Annotated in this window: 16 protein-coding genes; 2 read left to right on the plus strand and 14 right to left on the minus strand. The window is 65.5% G+C overall.

What is annotated here, in order from left to right; genetic code table 11:
• Window positions 1-47 precede the first annotated feature (47 nt).
• The 11 genes from glmS to G606_RS11465 all read right to left on the minus strand — a co-directional run bounded on the left by glmS (window position 48) and on the right by G606_RS11465 (window position 12,238).
• On the minus strand, window positions 48-1,937 hold the full coding sequence (gene glmS / locus G606_RS0101580; protein WP_026644522.1) for a glutamine--fructose-6-phosphate transaminase (isomerizing): 1,890 nt from the start codon (window positions 1,935-1,937) through the stop codon (window positions 48-50).
• A gap of 168 nt (window positions 1,938-2,105) precedes the next feature.
• The gene (locus G606_RS0101585; protein ID WP_081663872.1) at window positions 2,106-2,936 is read right to left on the minus strand and encodes an amino acid ABC transporter ATP-binding protein; all 831 of its coding nucleotides are present in this window, start codon (window positions 2,934-2,936) and stop codon (window positions 2,106-2,108) included.
• Between the two features lie 59 nt (window positions 2,937-2,995).
• Window positions 2,996-3,982 carry an amino acid ABC transporter permease gene (locus tag G606_RS0101590; RefSeq protein WP_026644524.1) on the minus strand — a complete coding sequence of 329 codons (987 nt, stop codon included), beginning with the start codon at window positions 3,980-3,982 and terminating at the stop codon, window positions 2,996-2,998.
• Between the two features lie 42 nt (window positions 3,983-4,024).
• Window positions 4,025-4,948, minus strand: coding sequence for an ABC transporter substrate-binding protein (locus G606_RS0101595; RefSeq protein WP_155802712.1), 924 nt, complete (start codon window positions 4,946-4,948; stop codon window positions 4,025-4,027).
• Between the two features lie 267 nt (window positions 4,949-5,215).
• Window positions 5,216-6,157, minus strand: coding sequence for an ABC transporter substrate-binding protein (locus G606_RS0101600; RefSeq protein ID WP_231371373.1), 942 nt, complete (start codon window positions 6,155-6,157; stop codon window positions 5,216-5,218).
• A 114-nt stretch (window positions 6,158-6,271) separates the two neighbouring features.
• Window positions 6,272-6,766 (minus strand): SsrA-binding protein SmpB, encoded by a 495-nt coding sequence (smpB, locus tag G606_RS0101605; protein ID WP_026644527.1) that lies wholly within the window; start codon window positions 6,764-6,766, stop codon window positions 6,272-6,274.
• Window positions 6,767-6,923: 157 nt separating this feature from the next.
• Entirely contained in the window at window positions 6,924-8,354 is a 1,431-nt protein-coding gene (locus G606_RS0101610) for a CHAP domain-containing protein (protein WP_026644528.1), read from the minus strand.
• A 168-nt stretch (window positions 8,355-8,522) separates the two neighbouring features.
• A complete protein-coding gene (ftsX, locus tag G606_RS0101615; protein WP_026644529.1) occupies window positions 8,523-9,446 on the minus strand; it encodes a permease-like cell division protein FtsX in 924 nt (307 codons plus the stop codon).
• A complete protein-coding gene (gene ftsE / locus G606_RS09465; RefSeq protein WP_081663873.1) occupies window positions 9,443-10,723 on the minus strand; it encodes a cell division ATP-binding protein FtsE in 1,281 nt (426 codons plus the stop codon). Before ftsE ends, ftsX begins: the two co-directional genes overlap by 4 nt.
• Window positions 10,724-10,784: 61 nt before the next feature.
• Window positions 10,785-11,915, minus strand: coding sequence for a peptide chain release factor 2 (gene prfB / locus G606_RS0101625; protein ID WP_026644530.1), 1,131 nt, complete (start codon window positions 11,913-11,915; stop codon window positions 10,785-10,787).
• A gap of 188 nt (window positions 11,916-12,103) precedes the next feature.
• Entirely contained in the window at window positions 12,104-12,238 is a 135-nt protein-coding gene (locus G606_RS11465; protein ID WP_257790230.1) for a hypothetical protein, read from the minus strand.
• Window positions 12,239-12,440: 202 nt separating this feature from the next.
• Between G606_RS11465 and dapD the strand changes: the two genes are divergently transcribed.
• Together dapD and rlmH are read left to right on the plus strand one after the other, a co-directional pair.
• Window positions 12,441-13,430, plus strand: a complete 990-nt coding sequence (dapD, locus tag G606_RS0101635) for a 2,3,4,5-tetrahydropyridine-2,6-dicarboxylate N-succinyltransferase (protein WP_026644531.1) — start codon at window positions 12,441-12,443, stop codon at window positions 13,428-13,430.
• Window positions 13,431-13,545: 115 nt separating this feature from the next.
• Complete coding sequence (gene rlmH, locus G606_RS0101640; protein ID WP_026644532.1) at window positions 13,546-14,025, plus strand: 23S rRNA (pseudouridine(1915)-N(3))-methyltransferase RlmH; 480 nt, start codon at window positions 13,546-13,548, stop codon at window positions 14,023-14,025.
• A gap of 63 nt (window positions 14,026-14,088) precedes the next feature.
• Here the strand turns inward: rlmH and G606_RS0101645 are convergent, their stop codons facing one another.
• From G606_RS0101645 to G606_RS0101655, 3 genes are all read right to left on the minus strand, one after another.
• On the minus strand, window positions 14,089-15,384 hold the full coding sequence (locus G606_RS0101645) for a citrate synthase (protein ID WP_026644533.1): 1,296 nt from the start codon (window positions 15,382-15,384) through the stop codon (window positions 14,089-14,091).
• A 232-nt stretch (window positions 15,385-15,616) separates the two neighbouring features.
• Window positions 15,617-16,423: a type I methionyl aminopeptidase gene (gene map, locus G606_RS0101650; RefSeq protein ID WP_026644534.1), complete on the minus strand. Its 807-nt coding sequence runs from the start codon at window positions 16,421-16,423 to the stop codon at window positions 15,617-15,619.
• Window positions 16,424-16,616: 193 nt separating this feature from the next.
• A complete protein-coding gene (locus G606_RS0101655; protein ID WP_026644535.1) occupies window positions 16,617-17,225 on the minus strand; it encodes an HdeD family acid-resistance protein in 609 nt (202 codons plus the stop codon).
• Between the last annotated feature and the right edge of the window lie 210 nt (window positions 17,226-17,435).

Here is a 17,435-nt window from a genome sequence, read left to right on the forward strand (position 1 = left end):
GGGGATGTCGGGCTCATCGACGACCCAGCGGTGACGCCGTGGCGTGCTCACTCGACGGTGACCGACTTCGCGAGGTTGCGCGGCTTGTCGACGTCATAGCCCTTCTGGTTGGCGATGTCCATCGCGAGCAGCTGCAGCGGGACGACGTCGACGAGCGGGCTCATCAGCGTCGGGCACTGCGGACGCCAGAAGATGATGTCGGCGTAGCGTTCGACGTCTTTGTCGCCTTCCTCGGCGACGGCGATGATGTACGCACCGCGCGCCTTGACCTCTTCGATGCCGGAGATGACCTTCGCGTGCAGGATGTTGCGTCCGCGCGCCGGCGGCACGATGAAGACGACCGGCTCGCCTTCGTCGACGAGCGCGATCGGGCCGTGCTTGAGCTCGCCGGCGGCGAAGCCCTCGGTGAAGGTGTAGGCAATCTCCTTAAGCTTCAACGCGCCTTCGAGCGCCACCGGATAGCCGACATGGCGGCCGAGGAACAGGAACGAGTTGGCGTCGGCGAGCTGCTCGGCGGCCTTGGCGACGCGCGGCGGCTGCGTGTCGAGCACCCACTGGATCTTCTGCGGCATCGCCTTGAGCGAATCGAGCGTCTGGTGGATCTCGTCGCGGAAGACGGTGCCCTTGAGCTGCGCGAGGTACAGGCCGAGGATGTAGGCGGCCGTGATCTGAGCCACGAAGGCCTTCGTCGAGGCGACGGCGACCTCCGGGCCGGCGTGCGTATACAGCACGGCGTCGGACTCCCTCGGAATGCTCGCACCCTGCGTGTTGCAGATCGCGAGGACCTTCGAGCCCTGTTCGCGCGCGTGTCGCAGCGCCATCAACGTGTCCATCGTCTCGCCCGACTGCGAGATCGCGACAACGAGCGTGCGGGGCGTCAGAATCGGGTCGCGGTAGCGGAACTCGTGCGCGAGCTCGACCTCGACGGGGATACGCACCCAATGTTCGATCGCGTATTTGGCGACCATGCCGGCGTAGCTCGCCGTGCCGCAGCCGATGACGATGATCTTGTCGATCGCTTTGAAGTCGTGTTCGTCGATGCGCACCTCGTCGAGGTTGATGTTGCCGTCGTCGAGACGGCCGAACAATGTGCGCTGCACGGCGGCCGGCTCCTCGTGGATCTCCTTGTCCATGAACGAGTCCCAGCCGCCCTTTTCGGCGGCGGACGCGTCCCAGTCGATCTCGTAGACGGCCGGGTCGGACACCGTGTTGCCGTCGAAATCGGTTACGGTCACGCCGTCGGCCGTGATCATGACGGCCTGGTCCTGGTCGATCTCCATCGCCGTCTTCGTGTATGCGACGAACGCGGCCACGTCGGAGCCGAGGAAGTTCTCGCCGTCGCCGAGTCCGACGACGAGCGGCGAGTCGTGGCGCGCGCCGACGACGACGCCCGGCTGGCGGCAGTCGATCGCCAGGATCGTGAACGCGCCCTCGAGCATGCGTCCCAGACGGCGCATCGCCTCGAACAGGTCGGGTTCGCCAGTTTCGGCGATGACGTTGTCGACGATCTTGCCCAGCAGCTTCGCGGCGACCTCGGTGTCGGTGCTCGACGCGAAGCGGTAGCCTTCGGCCTGCAGGTCGAGGCGCAGCTGCGAGGCGTTCTCGATGATGCCGTTGTGGATGATTGCGACCTTGCCGTCGCGGCTCGAATGCGGATGCGCGTTGACGTCGTTTGGCACGCCGTTCGTCGCCCAGCGCGTATGTCCGATCGCGACCGTCGCCTCCGGCAGCGGATCGGCCTTGATGTCGTCGATGAGATTGGACAGCCGTCCCGCCTTCTTGCGCACGGCCACACGCTCCATGCCCGGTGCCGTCAGCGCCACGCCGGCCGAATCATAGCCCCGGTACTCAAGGCGCTGGAGGCCTTGGAGGCACACTTCGAGCGGCCGCATCGACGGGGAGTTCACATTACCTGCATAACCTACGATTCCACACATAGGCAACAGCATAACGGACAGGCGACGCAAATGCATGTGTCCGTGGCGAAACCACCCACTCCCCCACGATTCGTCCACATCGGTATAGCGCTCAACTCAGATGAAAAAACCGGCCCGCGCGCCGCGAAGGCGCCGGGCCGGCCTGGGTAGGTCACTGCGCAGCTATGCTTACAGCACGTGCTGCAGGAAGTCCTTGAAGCGGGCCTCCTTCGGCTCGTCGATGATCTCAGGGCCGCCGTGCTCGACGACGACGCCGCCGTCCATGAACACGATCTGGTCGGCGACCTCCTTCGCGAAACCGATCTCATGGGTGACGACGATCATCGTCATGCCTTCGTCGGCGAGCTCGCGCATGACGCCGAGCACCTCGCCGACAAGCTCCGGATCGAGCGCCGATGTCGGCTCATCGAAAAGCATGATCTCGGGTTTCATCGCGAGCGCACGCGCGATTGCGACGCGCTGCTGCTGGCCGCCGGACAGCTGCGCCGGATAGTAGTCGAGCCGGTCGCCGAGCCCCACGCGCGTAAGCTCCTTGACGGCGAGTTCGCGCGCCTGCGCCTTCGGCATCTTCTTGACGTGCACCGGCGCCTCCATGACGTTTTCGAGCGCCGTCATGTGAGGGAAGAGGTTGAACTTCTGGAAGACCATGCCGAGCTTGGCGCGCTGGGCGGCGACTTCCTTGTCGTTGAGCGTCTGCAGGCTGCCGTCAGGCAACCGCTTGTAGCCGATCATCTCGCCGTTGACGTCGATCTCGCCGCCGGTGAGCGTCTCGAGCTGGTTGATCAGGCGCAGGAACGTCGACTTTCCCGATCCCGAAGGACCGAGGATCACCGTCACCGTGCCGGGCATGACCTTCATGTCGATGCCCTTGAGCACATGCAGGTCGCCGAAGGCCTTGTGCACCTGCTTGGCCTCGACGGCCGGCATCCCCGGCTTGGCGGCGTCGCGCTCGGCGGCCGCGTCCTGATTGGCGAGGTCCTTGTTGTTCTCGTCGCTCATGCTGTGCGTCACATCCTTCCCAAGTGGACGGCCGCCCGAGGGCGGCCATGCGTCATGCGCTAGGCGTTATATCCGAGGAACGCCGCCTCGTTCGTCTTGTCGACATCGTCCTTCGGTTCGCCTTCGGTCTTGCCCGGCAGCGGAGGCTGCTTGCCCTTCGTACCGACCGGGCGCGCCTCGAAGCCCTTGCCGAAGTGCTTTTCAAGCATCGACTGGATGACCATGAGGATCGACGTGATGAGCAGGTACCAGATGCTCGCTACGAGCAGCAGCGGGATCGGCTTGTAGATGCGGTTCGCGATCGCGTTCGTCGCGTACTGCAGTTCGAGCGTGAACGGGACGGCGAGCACGAGCGACGTCGTCTTGAGCATGCCGATCGTCTCGTTGCCGGTCGGCGGGATGATGATGCGCATCGCCTGCGGCAGGATGACGCGGCGCATGATCATCGAACGCTTCATGCCGAGCGCCTGCGCGGCCTCGGCCTGTCCCGGGTCGACGGCTTCGAGGCCGGCGCGCACGATCTCGGCGAGGTAGGCGGCCTCGTTGAGCGCAAGGCCGATCCAGGCGGCGTTGAACGCGGTGATGACGGTCTGCGAATCGACGCTCCAGAATTCGATCGACGTCAGCGGGATGCCGATCGAAAGCCGCGGGATCAGCACGGCGAACAGGCCCCAGAACACGAGCTGCGTGTAGACAGGCGTGCCGCGGAAGAACCAGATGTAGAACCAGCTGACGCCGCGCAGCACCGGGTTGACCGATTTGCGCATGATCGCGAGGATCACGGCGAGGATGATCGCGACGACCATCGAGATCACGGTGAGCAGCAGCGTGTAGCCGACGCCTTCGAGCACGCGTTCGTTGAACAGGTACTTCCAAACGATGTTCCACTCGAACCGCGGGTTCGTGACGAGGCCTTTGACGAGCATCGCCGCGAGGATCGCCACGATGACCGCGGCTACGATCGAGCCGGTGCGTCTGACCGGTTTAGCTGAGATGCGGTTTGGGATTGGCAGTCCCTCACCGTCCGGTTCCACATGATGCGGCATGGTCACTCCTTAGCTGTTGCGTTGCCTGTGACGTCCCTGAGCTCAGTCGAGGTCGGTCGGGTCGATCTCGGCCTTGTCGATCGCGCCGTTCTCGACGCCCCAGGCCTTGAGGATCTTCATATAGTCGCCGTCGTCCATCAGATGCTGCATGCCGGCCTGCACGGCCTTCGCGAGCTCGGTGTCGCCCTTCTTGATCGCGATGCCCTGCTTGACGACGCCTTCGGCGCTGCCGAGCTCCTCGAGCTGGTCGCCGGTCTGCGAGATCGCGTAGCCGGCGACCGGCGAATCGGCGTAGAACACGTCGGCCTTGCCGGTGACGACGGCCGTCGCTGCGTCGGTCTGCAGCTTGCTTGGCAGCACCTCGACGGCCTTCTTGCCGTCGGCCTTGCACTGATCCTTGATCTCGTTGGCCTCTTCCTCCTGCGTCGTGCCCACCTGGACGGCGATCTTCATGCCGCACAGGTCGTCGGTGTCGACGTTCTCGGGGTTGCCCTTCTTGACGGCCCAGCTCGAGCCGGCCTTGTAGTAGCTGACGAAGTCGACGGCGTCCATGCGCTCCTGCGTGATCGTCATCGCCGTGATGCCAAGGTCGTACTTGCTGCCCACGGACGGCACGATCGAGTCGAAGGTCGACGAGACGATCTCGGTGTCGAGTCCGAAGACCTTGCCGAGCGCCTTGGCGAGGTCGACGTCGTAACCCTGCGGCGTCTTGCCGTCGTCGGCGAGGAACTCGGCCGGTGCGTAGGACAGCTCCATGCCGACGGTGAGCTTGCCGCTGTCGGCGATCGACTTGGGTACCATCGCCGCAATCGCGTCGTCCTTCTTGACGCTCGCGACGTCGAAGGCGCCCTGCTTCGCCGCTGCGGCGTCGCCCGTGTCGTCGCTCGTGCCGCAGGCGGCGGCTCCGAACAGCAGCGCCGCGCCCGCGAGCGCGGCGGCGAACTTCTTCAATCCATGCATGGACATGCTTCTCCACTCTCCCGTGCGACGAAGCCATCATCATGCCGACGTCTGCCGTCGACGTTGACGCTTCCGGTCGCACTCTCGAAATACGTCAGTCAGTGTAGTGCATCGTGTGCTACGAAACGGTTAAGCCGACCATCGTCGACGACGCACACGTCGTACTGAATAAATATGTAGTATCTTGCATAAACATGCATGGCGTGGTTCTGCGCTGTGCGCGAACCACGCCATGTCATTGGTCATCGTGTCCGGTGTCTGACCATCAAGCCGTCACTTCGTGTCGGTCGGGTTGATCTCGGCCTTGTCGATCGCCCCGCCCTGAACGCCCCACTCCTCGAGGATTGCCTGATAGGTGCCGTCGTCCATGAGCTTCTGCATCGCCTTCTGGACGGCTTCGGCCATCTGCTTGTCGCCCTTCTTGACGACGACGCCCTGCTTCGTGACGCCGACGTCCTCGCCAAGCTTCTCGAGCTGGCCGCCGGTCTGCGCGACCGCGTAGCCGGCGACCGGCGTGTCCGCATAGAATGCGGAGGCCTTGCCGGTCGTCACGTTCGTCGTCACGTCGGTCTGCAGCTTGTTCGTCAGGACCTCGATCTCCTTCTTGCCGTCGGCCTTGCACTGCTCGTTCATCTCGGTCACCTCCTCTTCCTGGCTCGTGGCCGTCTGCACGGCGATCGTCTGGCCGCACACGTCCTTCGGGTCGATGCCGTCGGGGTTGCCCTTCTTCGTCACCCACATCGAACCGGCCTTGTAGAAGCTGACGAAGTCGACGGCGTCCATGCGCTCCGGCGTGATCGTGAACGACGAGATGCCCAGATCGTACTTCGAGCCGACCGACGGGATGATCAGGTCGAAGCTCGCGACCTTGTTCTCCGCCTCGAGTCCCATGACCTTGGCGAGCGCCTTCGACAGGTCGACGTCGTAGCCGACCGGCGTCTTGCCGTCCTCGGCGAGGAACTCGGCCGGTGCGTAGGAGGTGTCCATGCCGACGGTGAGCTTGCCGTCCTGCTTGACGTCGTCCGGCACGAGCGCGGCGATCTCGTCGACGGTCTCGACCTTCGAGACGTCGTAGCCCTGCGTCGTCTTGCCTTCGGCGTTCTTCGTGCCGCTTCCCGTATCGTCGCTCGTGCCGCAAGCGCCGGCCGCGAGGCACAGCGACGCGCCGAGCACGAGCGCCGCGAGGTTCCTGAACATGTTCTTCTTCTGCTGCATTGGCGTACCCTGTCTTCTCTGCTGTGTGCCGTCCGGGCCCGCGCCCGAATCCGCACACAGCGTACGCCGCCTCATGCTACGAGCGCGTTTCGCCTGTGCAACATCTGGCCCCGTTCAGCCGCGGGCGCGCATGTTGCGGTAGCGCAGCATGCGCTGCGCCTCGCGCTTGTCCTGATCCTCGCGCAGCGCCTGACGCTTGTCGTATTCCTTCTTGCCGCGTGCGAGCGCAATCTCGATCTTCGCGCGTCCGTCCTTGTTGAAGTAGATGCTCAGCGGCACGATCGTGTAGCCCTTCGCCTGGATCTGGCGGCCGAGCTTCTCGATCTGCGCGGCGTGCAGCAGCAGCTTGCGCTTGCGCTTGGGCGCGTGGTTGTTCCACGTGCCGTTGAGGTATTCGGGGATGTTGGCCCCTTCGAGCCAGATCTCCCCGCGCTTGTCGATGCTGACGAAGGCCTCGGCGAGCGACGCCCTTCCCTCGCGCAGCGACTTGACCTCGGTGCCGGTGAGCGCAATGCCCGCCTCGTAGCGGTCCTCGATCTCGTAGTCGTGCCGCGCCCGCTTGTTGCGTGCGACGATCTGGTCGCCCTCGACCTTCTTCTGCTTCGCCATCGCCGCTCCTTTCCTCATGTCCTCATATCGTTGGCAATGCCATGTCTCGTCCAGCGTGGCCGCCTGACCTTCCGACCTTCCACATTAGCGCAGCATGCGCGAATCCGCCGCCCGCGCATGGCGGATACGGCGGATTCGGCGCGATGTGCACGGCAGATCAGTGCACGTAGCGGAAACGTCCGGGGTTGTACAGCGTGCGGTAGGTGATCGTGTACAGGCCGGCGACGTTCGATTCGGAGATCGTAATCGAGTTCGCGCCGACGCTTTCGACGACGGCGACATGTCCCCACGGCGACGACGCGCCTTCCTGACCGGGCAGGAACGAGAGCGCGGCGCCGACCTGCGGCACGTTGTCGACGCGCAGGCCGTAGCGCGGCGCGTTCGCCGCCCAGTCGCCGCCGTTGCCGAGGTAGGACGGCGTGCCGATGCCCATCTGCTTGCGGCGTTCGTAGGCCCACCATGTGCACTGGCCGGCCGCGTAGGCGTTGCCGTAGTCGCCGTTCGACGTGCCCTGTCCACCGGTCGATCCGCCCGAAGGCTGCGTCGGCTGGGTCGGTTGCGTCGGCTGGGTCGGCGTCACAGGAGTTACAGGCTGACTCGGCTGCGCCGGCTGACTCGGCGTGGCGGGGGTCGTCGTCGAGCCGGTGTTCGTGTTCGCCGGCGGCTGCGTCGTGCCCTGCGCCTGCTGCTGGTGCACGCGTTCGGCCTCGGCTGCCTGCTCGGCCTGGTATTTGCGGTTGTTCGCGTCGATCTGCGACTGCAGCATGACGGTTTCGGCGGCCTGCTGCGCCGCGGCCGTGCTCAGTTCGCTTTTGCGGCTTTCGAGGTCGGAGCGGATCTGCTCGCCCTTGACACGCTGCGCGTCGAGCGAATCGCGCTTCGCCTGCGCGTCGGAGGCCGCGGACTGCGCGGCGGCCGACTTCTCGTCGGCGTCCGACTTGTATTTCGTGATGCGCGCCTCGATCGCTTTGAGGCGTTCGCCGCGGTTCATCGAGATGCTCAAGCCGTCGGCAGCCTCGGAGGCGGCATTCGCCTCGGAGCGCGACAGCGCGTCGCGCGACTGCATCTGACGGATGAACGCCTTCGTGTCGGTCGCGCCGGTCATGATGCTCATGACGTCCGACGTGTCCGAGCCGTGCATCGATTCGCGGGCGACGTGCGCGACGGCGGCGTGCGCGTCGTCGTAATCCTCGCCGGTCTTCTTGATTTCGGCCTCGAGGTTCTCCTTGTCCTTTTGCGCGGCCTTGAGGCGCTGCGCGGCGGATTCGGCCTCGGCCTTGGCGGACGCGGCGGCGGCGTTCGCCTCCTGCACGGCCTTCGCGGCCACCGGGATCTGGTTGTTCGTCAGATCGTCGAGTTCGACGATCTTGTCCGCCAGGTCGCTGTTGACGCCGGCGAGCTGGTTGCGCAGCTCGGCTTCGCGCTGCACGCTCTGCTGATGCGAGTTCTGCGCGTTGACGAGGTCGCTGTAGGTGTCCGCATGCGCCTGCGGGACCGGCGCGATCACCGGCGCCGCGAATCCGACCGCGCACAGCGAGACCGCGAGCAGGGTCGCGATCCATGGGCGACTTGCAGTTCCTCGAGTCATGGCACACCTTTCGACGTCACTCACGGCAACCAAGCCTAGCATTGCCACCTGAGGGGAATGCGGCGTGCCGTGGGCGCCGCAGCATTTCATACACAGTTTCTCCACATTCTTCACACATCCGCGCAGAACGATCCATGCAGAGCGATCCACGCAGACGCGCGGCGCGCGTCAGGCCTTGAGGTAGCGGTTGAGCGCGACCGACGAGGCGATGACGGACAGCAGCACGGCGCCGACGATCAGGATCGGCGAGATCAGCAGCACGGTGCCCTGCGTGACGTACGGGATCCATGTGACCGATTTGGCGAGCCAATCGGTGATGAAGACCTTGACGAGCGCGCTCAGCGCGAGGCACGACAGCACCGAGCCGAGCAGCGCGGCCACGGCGCCCTCAAGGATGAACGGCAGGCGGATCGTCCAGTTCGACGCACCGACGAAGCGCATGATCTCGGTCTCCTCGCTGCGCGAAGCCGCCGACATGCGGATCGTCGTGCCGGTGAGCATGACGGCGACGATGACCATGACGGCCGCGAGCATCGCCGTCGCCGCCGTCGCACGGTTGAGCACGGCGAAGACCGGCTCGAAGATCTGCCGCTGGTCGACGACGTCCTCGACGCCGTCACGTCCCGACAGCACTTCGGAGACGACCTTGTACTTCTCCGGGTTCTTGAGTTTGAGCCACAGCGAGCCCTGCATGTCGGCCGCGGTGAGCGTGCGCCCTTGGAACTCGCCGTTCGGATACTGCTTGAGGAACGAGTCGTTGTAGAAGTCCTCGGGGCTCTCGTAGGTCACCGACGAGACGTCGTCGCCGAGCTCCTGCTGGATGACGTCCTGCAGCGCGTTGATCTGCTGCGCCGTCGCGGCCTTGCCCGCGGCGCAGTTCGGCGATTGGCTCGTGCCGTCCGGGCACAGCCATACGACGACCTCGACCTTGTCGTACCAGTCGCCCTTCGCCTTCGTGATCTGCGCCTGCGTGAGGAAGGACGCGCCGATGAACAGGAATGAGATGAAGGTCACGAGCATGACCGACAGCAGCATCGGCACGTTGCGCCGCAGGCTCGTCCACGTCTCGCTGAGGATGAATCGCAATCTCATCGGCTGCCCTCCTGCCCATGCGCGCCGTCATGGCCGCGTCCGTGCCGCGCGCCCTGCCGCGGAGGCCGAGGCGGCCTCGGCGGCTGCGGCGGCGCGAGCGGCGGCGTCGGCGGCTGTGCTGTCTCGGTCGGCTGGGTCATCTCAGCCGGCTGTGTCGTTTCGGTCGTCGTGCTTGTTTCGACCGTCGTGCTTGTTTCGACCGTCTGGGTCGTTTCAGTCGTTTCGACTGTTTCGCTCGTCGTGGAAGTCGCTTCGGTGTTCGCGTTGTCACCGTCCTCGCGCTGCGCGAGTTCGTCGAGCGTCAGTCCGCCGCCCCATGTGAGCGTCTCCTCGACCGGCGCGAAGACCTCGCCGTAGCGTCCGGTCTTGCCGGCGTGCACGCTCTTCGCGAGTCGTGCGATGCCTTCGCTCGATTCGTGTTCGATCGCGTCGTTGACGGCGTCGGCGGCCGCTTCGGCGCGTTCGATGCGTTCGCGGCGGTTCTTCGGCCGTGCGGCGTGCGCGAGGTCGGCGGCCGACGCCATCGACGCATCGCCGCTGATGGCGTCGTGCGCTTGCGCGGCGACCTGCTCGTCGGGGAAGTACAGCGCCGAATCGTAGACGCCGGCCGCCTGGTCGCGCACGATCCTGCCATTGTGCAGTTCGACGACGCGTTTGCGCATCGAGTTGACGATCTCCTCGTTGTGCGTCGCCATGACGATCGTCGTGCCAGTGCGGTTGATCGCGTCGAGCACCTCCATGATGCCCAGCGACGTCGTCGGATCGAGGTTGCCGGTCGGCTCGTCGGCGAGCAGCAGCTGCGGATGGTTGACGTAGGCGCGCGCGATCGTGACGCGCTGCTGCTCGCCGCCGGACAGTTCGAGCGGCTTGTTGCGTTCCTTGCCGGTCAGGCCGACCGTCTTGAGCACCTTCGGCACGAGCGAGCGGATCGCCGAACGCGGCGTGCCGATCACCTCGAGCGCGAAGGCGACGTTCTCCCAGACGGTCTTGTTCGTCAGCAGCTTGTAGTCCTGGAAGATCATGCCGACCGAACGCCGGTAGACCGGCACCTGCCGGTTCGGCAGGCGCCGCAGGTCATAGCCGCCGACGCGAATCTCGCCGTCGGTCGCCTCCTCCTCGTGCAGCAGCAGGCGCAGCAGCGACGTCTTGCCCGAGCCGGAGGCGCCGACGAGGAAGACAAAGTCGCCGCGGTCGATCTGCAGGTTGACGTCCTCGAGCGCGGGACGCGTGGAGTTCGGGTAGATCTTGCTCACATGGTCCATCGAGATCAGCGCCATGTCATCTCCAATCCATCGTGCGCACGGCTGCGCGGGACGCGTCGGTCGTCGTGCGGCAAGTCTACTCGGCGGCCTGCTCAGCGGCCTCGCGGCGCTGCTCATGGCGCCAGCGGATGCCGGCCTGGATGAAATCATCGATGTCGCCGTCGAAGACGGCCTGCGTCTGCGAGGTCTCGTAGCCGGTGCGCAGGTCCTTGACCATCTGGTACGGGTGCAGCACGTAGGAGCGCATCTGATCGCCCCAGCTGGCCTTGATGTCGCCGGCGAGCTCCTTCTTCTTCTTCGCCTCCTCCTCGTGGCGCAGCACGAGCAGGCGCGACTGGAGCACGGCCATCGCGGCGGCGCGGTTCTGGATCTGCGAACGCTCGTCCTGCATCGTCACGACGATGCCGGTCGGCAGGTGGGTGATGCGCACGGCGGAGTACGTCGTGTTGACGCCCTGACCGCCAGGGCCGGAGGCGCAGTAGGTGTCGACGCGGATCTCGCTGTCCGGCACGTCGATGTGGTCGGTCGCCTCGACGAGCGGGACGACCTCGACGGCCGCGAAGCTCGTCTGACGCCGGCCCTGGTTATCGAAGGGCGAGATGCGCACGAGGCGATGCGTGCCGCCCTCGACGGACAGGCGTCCATACGCGTAAGGCGCGTCCACCTGGAAGGTCGCCGACTTGATGCCGGCCTCCTCGGCGTAGGACGTGTCCATGACCTTCGCCTTGTAGCCGTTGCGTTCCGCCCAGCGCAGGTACATGCGCAGCAGCATCTGCGCGAAGTCGGCCGCGTCGACGCCGCCGGCGCCGGAGCGGATCGTCACGACGGCGGAACGCTCGTCGTATTCGCCGTCCATCAGCGTCTGGATCTCCATGTCCTCGAGGTCCTTCGCGATCGAGCCGATCTCGTTCTGCGCCTCGGCGAGCGTGTCCGCGTCGTCCTCCTCACGGCCGAGCTCGACGAGCGTCTCGACGTCGTCGATGCGCGAGGCCGCCGAGGACAGCCGCTTGATCTGCGACTGCACGGCGGAGAGCTTCGACGTCACCTGCTGCGCGTGCTCCGGGTCGTCCCACAGGCCCGGCTCGGCCGCCTCGACCTCGAGCTCCTGCTCCTGACGCTTGAGACGGTCGACGTCGAGCGCAAGCGCGATCTCCTCGTATTTGGCGCGCGCGTCGGCGATCGCCTGGGAAAAATCAAATTCTGCCATGATGCTCCTCAAAAAAACTCTACAAAATCGTGGGTTCGGTATCGTTCCGCGCGTCCAGCAGGCGCGCGAGGCGGGGTTCCGCGCTCCCCGCTCCGGTGTCGTCCGTCATCTCGTCGAACTGTCATCTCGTCCAACTGTTCGGGACGGACATGCATTCCCGGACGTCCATGTCACGGGAACATGGAGGTTCAAAGGCCGGACAGGACCATCGGGACGCACATCCCGACGACGATGGCCGCGATGACGGCGACGGTGAGGATGCGGCGCAGGTCATGGCCGCCCTCGTCTCGACGTTCCGGTTCATGCTGGTTCTTGGCGCTCACAGGAACCACAGTGTAGCGCACACCCAACCCGTGTTCGCGCCGGGCCGCATCCGCCCCGTGCCCATGCGTGCCCGCGCACGCCGCAGTGGCCCCACGGCGCATCCCCCGTTGTATCGTGGGAAGCGCGCGGCGCGCGTGGATGCGCCGTGGCAGCGCGGCCGGCACGACGCCGGCCGGCACCGTCTTCACTGAAGGAGCGCACATGACCGATGAACGCTGGGCATGGGGCTGGGGTCTCGCCAACGTCGACGCCGCCGGCAACACCCTCGACGTCTGGTATCCGAAACTTGAGATGGGCGAAGCGAAGCCGTCCGCACCGGCCGGCACGCACGGCTTCGGCACGCTCGTGCACGACGGCCCCGACGCGCGCGGCGTCAAGCGCGTGCCGGTGTTCACGGCCGCGAACATCGACGAACCGATCGCCGACGCCGCCGACGCCTACCTGCGCCTGCACCTGCTGAGCATGCGCATGGTCAAGCCGAACTCGATGAACCTCGACGGCATCTTCGGCGCGCTCAACAACGTCGTGTGGACGAACTACGGCCCCTTCGCCGTCGAGGACTTCGCGCTGCGCCGCCTCGACGTCATGGAGACGAACGCCGGCGCCGCGATGCCGGGCATGCGCGCCGAGGTCAACGTGCTGTCGATCGACAAGTTCCCGCGCATGCTCGACTACGTCGTGCCCAGCGGCGTGCGCATCGGCGACGGCGACCGCGTGCGTCTGGGCGCCTATCTGAGCGAAGGCACGACAGTCATGCACGCCGGCTTCGTCAACTTCAACGCCGGCACGCTCGGCACCTGCATGATCGAAGGCCGCGTCTCGCAGGGCGTCGTCGTCGGCGACGGCTCCGACGTCGGCGGCGGTGCGTCAATCATGGGCACGCTGTCGGGCGGCGGCAAGCTGCGCAACTCGATCGGCGAGCATTCGCTGCTCGGCGCGAACGCCGGCATCGGCATCTCGCTCGGTGACAACTGCGTCGTCGAAGCGGGCCTGTATGTGACGGCCGGCACGAAGATCGAGGTGTGGGACAAGCAGAAGGCGGCCGCGGGCGTTGCGCTCGACGTCGTCAAGGGTGCCGAACTGAGCGGCAAGGACAACATCATGTTCATCCGCAACTCGCTGACCGGCGCCGTGCAGGCGCGCGCACGCAAGGTCGGCATCGCGCTCAACGACGCGCTGCACAAGAACTAGCAGAAACATGTACCCGCTCAGCGCAGATGGGTTTTGCGAAACGGCATAATACCACCGTTTCGCAAAACCCATCTGCGCTGAGCGGGTACATGCCCTGAGTAATAAGGGGGGTGGCATGAACATCGACATCGTCTGCGTCGGCAAGGTCAAGGAACGCTATCTGCGCGACGCGATCGATGAATACCGCAAACGCCTGTCGCGCTTCGCCAAAATCGACATCGTCGAAGTGGCCGACGAGAAGACGCCCGAACACGCCTCCGACGCACTCAACGAGCAGATCAAGGAGAAGGAGGGCGAGCGCATCCTCAAGCATCTCAAGGGCGACGCCTTCGTCGTCGCGCTCGCAATCGAAGGCGGCCAGTTGACGAGCGAGCAGCTCGCGACGAGGATCGCGCAGTGGGGGCTGCATGGCGTCAGCCGTCTGCAGTTCGTCATCGGCGGCTCCCTCGGCCTCGACCCGCGCGTGCTGACGCGAGCGGACATGCTGCTGAGCTTCTCGAAGATGACGTTCCCGCACCAGCTCATGCGCGTGATCCTGCTCGAACAGATCTACCGCGCCTTCAAGATCAACGCGCACGAGCCGTATCACAAATGATCACACGCATATGAAAACGCGCGCCCTGCACGGGCGCGCGTTTTCATATGCGGGCGGGACGGCTCAACCGCGTTCGTCCATCGGCACGTAGTCGCGCAGCACCTCGCCGGTGTACACCTGACGCGGACGACCGATCTTCGTCATCGGGTCGGCGAGCATCTCGCGGTACTGGGCGATCCATCCGGGGATGCGTCCGAGCGCGAACAGCGGCGTGAACATCGACGGGCCGAAGCCGATCGCGCGGTAGATCAGGCCGGTGTAGAAGTCGACGTTCGGATACAGGTGACGCGAGACGAAGTAGTCGTCGGTGAGCGCGATCTGTTCAAGCTTGAGCGCCACGTCGAAGAGCTCCTCGTCGCCCGGCAGCAGCTTGAGCGTCGCCTTCTGCTCCATGATGCGCTCCAGATAGTGCTTCGCGATTGCCGCGCGCGGATCGTAGGACTTGTAGACGCGGTGGCCGAGGCCGGAGATGCGTTCGCCGTTGAGCTTGGCGCGGTCGACGAACTCGCGCACGCTCATGCCCGAGTCGCGGATCGCCATCAGCTGGCGCAGCACCGCCTCGTTCGCGCCGCCGTGCAGCGGCCCGGACAGCGCGTTGATGCCGGCCGCCACCGCCGAGTACAGGTTCGCGTGCGCCGAGCCGGCGATGCGCACGACCGATGTCGAGCAGTTCTGCTCATGGTCGGCGTGGATGATGAGCAGACGGCCGAGCGCGTGCACGTAGAGCGGATCGGATTCGAAACGCTCGTACGGCACGGCGAAGCACATGCGGATGAAATCGTCGACGTAGCCGCGCGCGTAGTCCGGGTAGAGCATCGGCTCGTCACGGCGGCGCCGCAGGATGTAGCTGACGATCGTGCGGGCCTTCGCCATGATGATCGTCGCCGCCTCGTCGAGCTGTTCGGGGTCGTCGATGTCGGTCGTCTCCGGGTTGAAGGTCGCGAGCGCGTTGATTGCCGAGGCCATGACGCTCATCGGCTGCGCCTCGCGCGGGAACGAGCCCATGAAGGTGCGGAAGTCCTCGCCGACCATCGTGTGGTGGTTGATGTCGTCGACGAACTTCTCGTACTGCGCGCTTGTCGGCAGCTCGCCGTGGCGCAGCAACCACGAGACCTCGAGGAAGTCGGAGCGTTCGCACAGCTGCTCGATCGGATAGCCGCGGTAGCGCAGGATCGAATGTTCGCCGTCGATGTAGGTGATCTTCGACTCGCATTGCGCCGTCGTCAGGAATCCGGGATCGAGCGACACCCATTTGTCGTTGCGCAGCGAGGACATGACGATGCCGTCGGGCCCCGCGCTCGCCTTCACGACCGGCAATTCGAACTGGTTGGACTCCACATGCAACTGCGCTACGCCCATGCCGCCTCCTGTCTGTGCTGTTCGCTTCCTTCCGCCCGCGTCACCGACGGGGACCCGACATGGGTCCGCCTCTGTCCGGCGGCGGGCACTGCCGACCACTATAAGGTATCCGTATTTCGGCCGGCCGCGGCCGTCTCAAAAGCGTGTCGCGTCCCGATATGCGGCGAGGACTCGCGCGGATGCACGGGTCCTCGTCATGGAATCATTGCATGCACGGACGCGCCGGCGTCGTTCAGCCCTTGAACTCCTCGGAAATCGGGTCGCCTTCGCGCTGCGTGAGCACGATCGGGCCGCCTTCGGTGATTGCGATCGTGTGCTCGGAATGCGCGCCGCGCGAGCCGTCCTCGCTGCGCAGCGTCCAGCCGTCCTTCGGATCCTGATAGATCTCGTCGGTCGTCTTCATGAACCACGGTTCGATCGCGATGACGAGGCCCGGACGCAGCTTGTAGCCGTGATGCGCCTTGCCGTCGTTGGGCACATGTGGGTCGCCGTGCATGATGTGGCCGACGCCGTGGCCGCCGAAGTCGAGGTTGACCGGGTAGCCGTAGGCGCGCGCGACGTCGCCGATCGCATGCGAGATGTCGCCGAGGCGGTTGCCCGGCTGCGCGGCGGCGATGCCGGCGGCGAGCGCCTCCTGCGTGGACTTGATCAGGCGCAGGTCCTCGGGGTCCTTGTCCTTGCCGACGACGAAGCTCACGGCGGAGTCGGCGACCCAGCCGTCGACGCTGATCGCCAGATCGAGGCTGACGAGGTCGCCGTCCTTGAGGTCGTAGTCGTAGGGCACGCCGTGCAGCACGGCGTCGTTGACGGATACGCAGATGTAGTGCGCAAAGGGGCCGGTGCCGAAGTCCGGCGCATAGTCGACGTAGCAGGATTCGGCGCCCTTGCGGTCGACGATGCGCTGATGCACGAATTCGTCAATCTCGAGCAGGTTCGTGCCGACCGTCGTGCGTTCCTGCAGGTCGTGCAGGATGCCGCCGACGAAACGGCCCGCCGGCTTCATCGCTTCGATTTCCGAATGCGTCTTGAGTTCGATCATGGAGTTGCTACCACCTTTCCCATGCGCCGACCGTTGCGGCGATTGTGCTGACATCCACCCTATCCCCCACAGCTTACATTTGCGAACGTGGCGGATACGGCATCGGCTATGGCATCGCGAAGGCCGGCCGCGCGGATGCGGGCGACCGGCCTTCGGTAATCAATCAATAATCACCATGACTGAATCGGACGACTCAGTTCTTCGGCACGCGGCCGAAGGTGAAGGCGCGCACAATCGCGACGATGCCCATGACGATCATCGCGCAGCCGCCGAAGATGATGAGCGCGACGGTCGAAGCCATCGGCATGCACAGGATCGCGAAGCCGGCGATGATCGAGATGATCGCGTAGGCGATCGCCCAGCCGGAGCTCGGCATCGACCACGATTCGGCGAGCGCCATGACGCCCTCCATGATCCAGCAGATGCCGACGACGAGCGTGAACATGACGGCGAGCGTCGCCGTCGAGAACGCCGTGTAGCGCAGCACGACAAGACCGCCGATGATCAGGATGATGCCGATGAGGATGCCGAGCACGCGCCATCCCGCCGGCAGGCCGACCTCGACGATCGAGCTGACGATACGCACGATGCCGGAGATCAGGAAGTAGATGCCGAGCATGATGCAGGCGACGATGAGCGTCTTGCCCGGCCACACGAGCAGGCAGATGCCGAGCGCGAGCGCGGCGAGGCCGATGACGGCGTAGGCGATGCGCACGGCGTTCTTCGCGCCGGTCGGCAGCGACTGCTCGACGAGCCGGAACGGGCTCCAGTTGCCGTTCGGCGAATCATTGACGTTGGACATGATGACTCCTTTCCTCCTGCCGCGGCGCTGACGGCCCGCGCCCTGAAGCGCCGCGCGTCGTATCGTTCCGCGACCACATGGTCCTTCCGCAGGCTCGCCCTGCGGTCATGTCTCCAGTGTGCTCCCCCACTGCCTTGCGCCGCCGCGTTTTCGCAATTGTTTCCCTTCGCGCGTAGTCGGCAGCGAAATCGGTCGATGTATGCCCTGTCT

The sequence above is a fragment of the Bifidobacterium sp. AGR2158 genome (assembly GCF_000424225.1).
GTDB lineage: Bacteria > Actinomycetota > Actinomycetes > Actinomycetales > Bifidobacteriaceae > Bifidobacterium > Bifidobacterium anseris.

Bases quoted from the DNA above. Each gene is read 5' to 3' on its own strand.
- glmS (WP_026644522.1), bottom strand. From the start codon at position 1,937: ATGTGTGGAATCGTAGGTTATGCAGGTAATGTGAACTCCCCGTCGATG.
- G606_RS0101585 (WP_081663872.1), bottom strand. From the start codon at position 2,936: ATGAGCGACGAGAACAACAAGGACCTCGCCAATCAGGACGCGGCCGCC.
- G606_RS0101590 (WP_026644524.1), bottom strand. From the start codon at position 3,982: ATGCCGCATCATGTGGAACCGGACGGTGAGGGACTGCCAATCCCAAAC.
- G606_RS0101595 (WP_155802712.1), bottom strand. From the start codon at position 4,948: ATGTCCATGCATGGATTGAAGAAGTTCGCCGCCGCGCTCGCGGGCGCG.
- G606_RS0101600 (WP_231371373.1), bottom strand. From the start codon at position 6,157: ATGCAGCAGAAGAAGAACATGTTCAGGAACCTCGCGGCGCTCGTGCTC.
- smpB (WP_026644527.1), bottom strand. From the start codon at position 6,766: ATGGCGAAGCAGAAGAAGGTCGAGGGCGACCAGATCGTCGCACGCAAC.
- G606_RS0101610 (WP_026644528.1), bottom strand. From the start codon at position 8,354: ATGACTCGAGGAACTGCAAGTCGCCCATGGATCGCGACCCTGCTCGCG.
- ftsX (WP_026644529.1), bottom strand. From the start codon at position 9,446: ATGAGATTGCGATTCATCCTCAGCGAGACGTGGACGAGCCTGCGGCGC.
- ftsE (WP_081663873.1), bottom strand. From the start codon at position 10,723: ATGGCGCTGATCTCGATGGACCATGTGAGCAAGATCTACCCGAACTCC.
- prfB (WP_026644530.1), bottom strand. From the start codon at position 11,915: ATGGCAGAATTTGATTTTTCCCAGGCGATCGCCGACGCGCGCGCCAAA.
- dapD (WP_026644531.1), top strand. From the start codon at position 12,441: ATGACCGATGAACGCTGGGCATGGGGCTGGGGTCTCGCCAACGTCGAC.
- rlmH (WP_026644532.1), top strand. From the start codon at position 13,546: ATGAACATCGACATCGTCTGCGTCGGCAAGGTCAAGGAACGCTATCTG.
- G606_RS0101645 (WP_026644533.1), bottom strand. From the start codon at position 15,384: ATGGGCGTAGCGCAGTTGCATGTGGAGTCCAACCAGTTCGAATTGCCG.
- map (WP_026644534.1), bottom strand. From the start codon at position 16,423: ATGATCGAACTCAAGACGCATTCGGAAATCGAAGCGATGAAGCCGGCG.
- G606_RS0101655 (WP_026644535.1), bottom strand. From the start codon at position 17,225: ATGTCCAACGTCAATGATTCGCCGAACGGCAACTGGAGCCCGTTCCGG.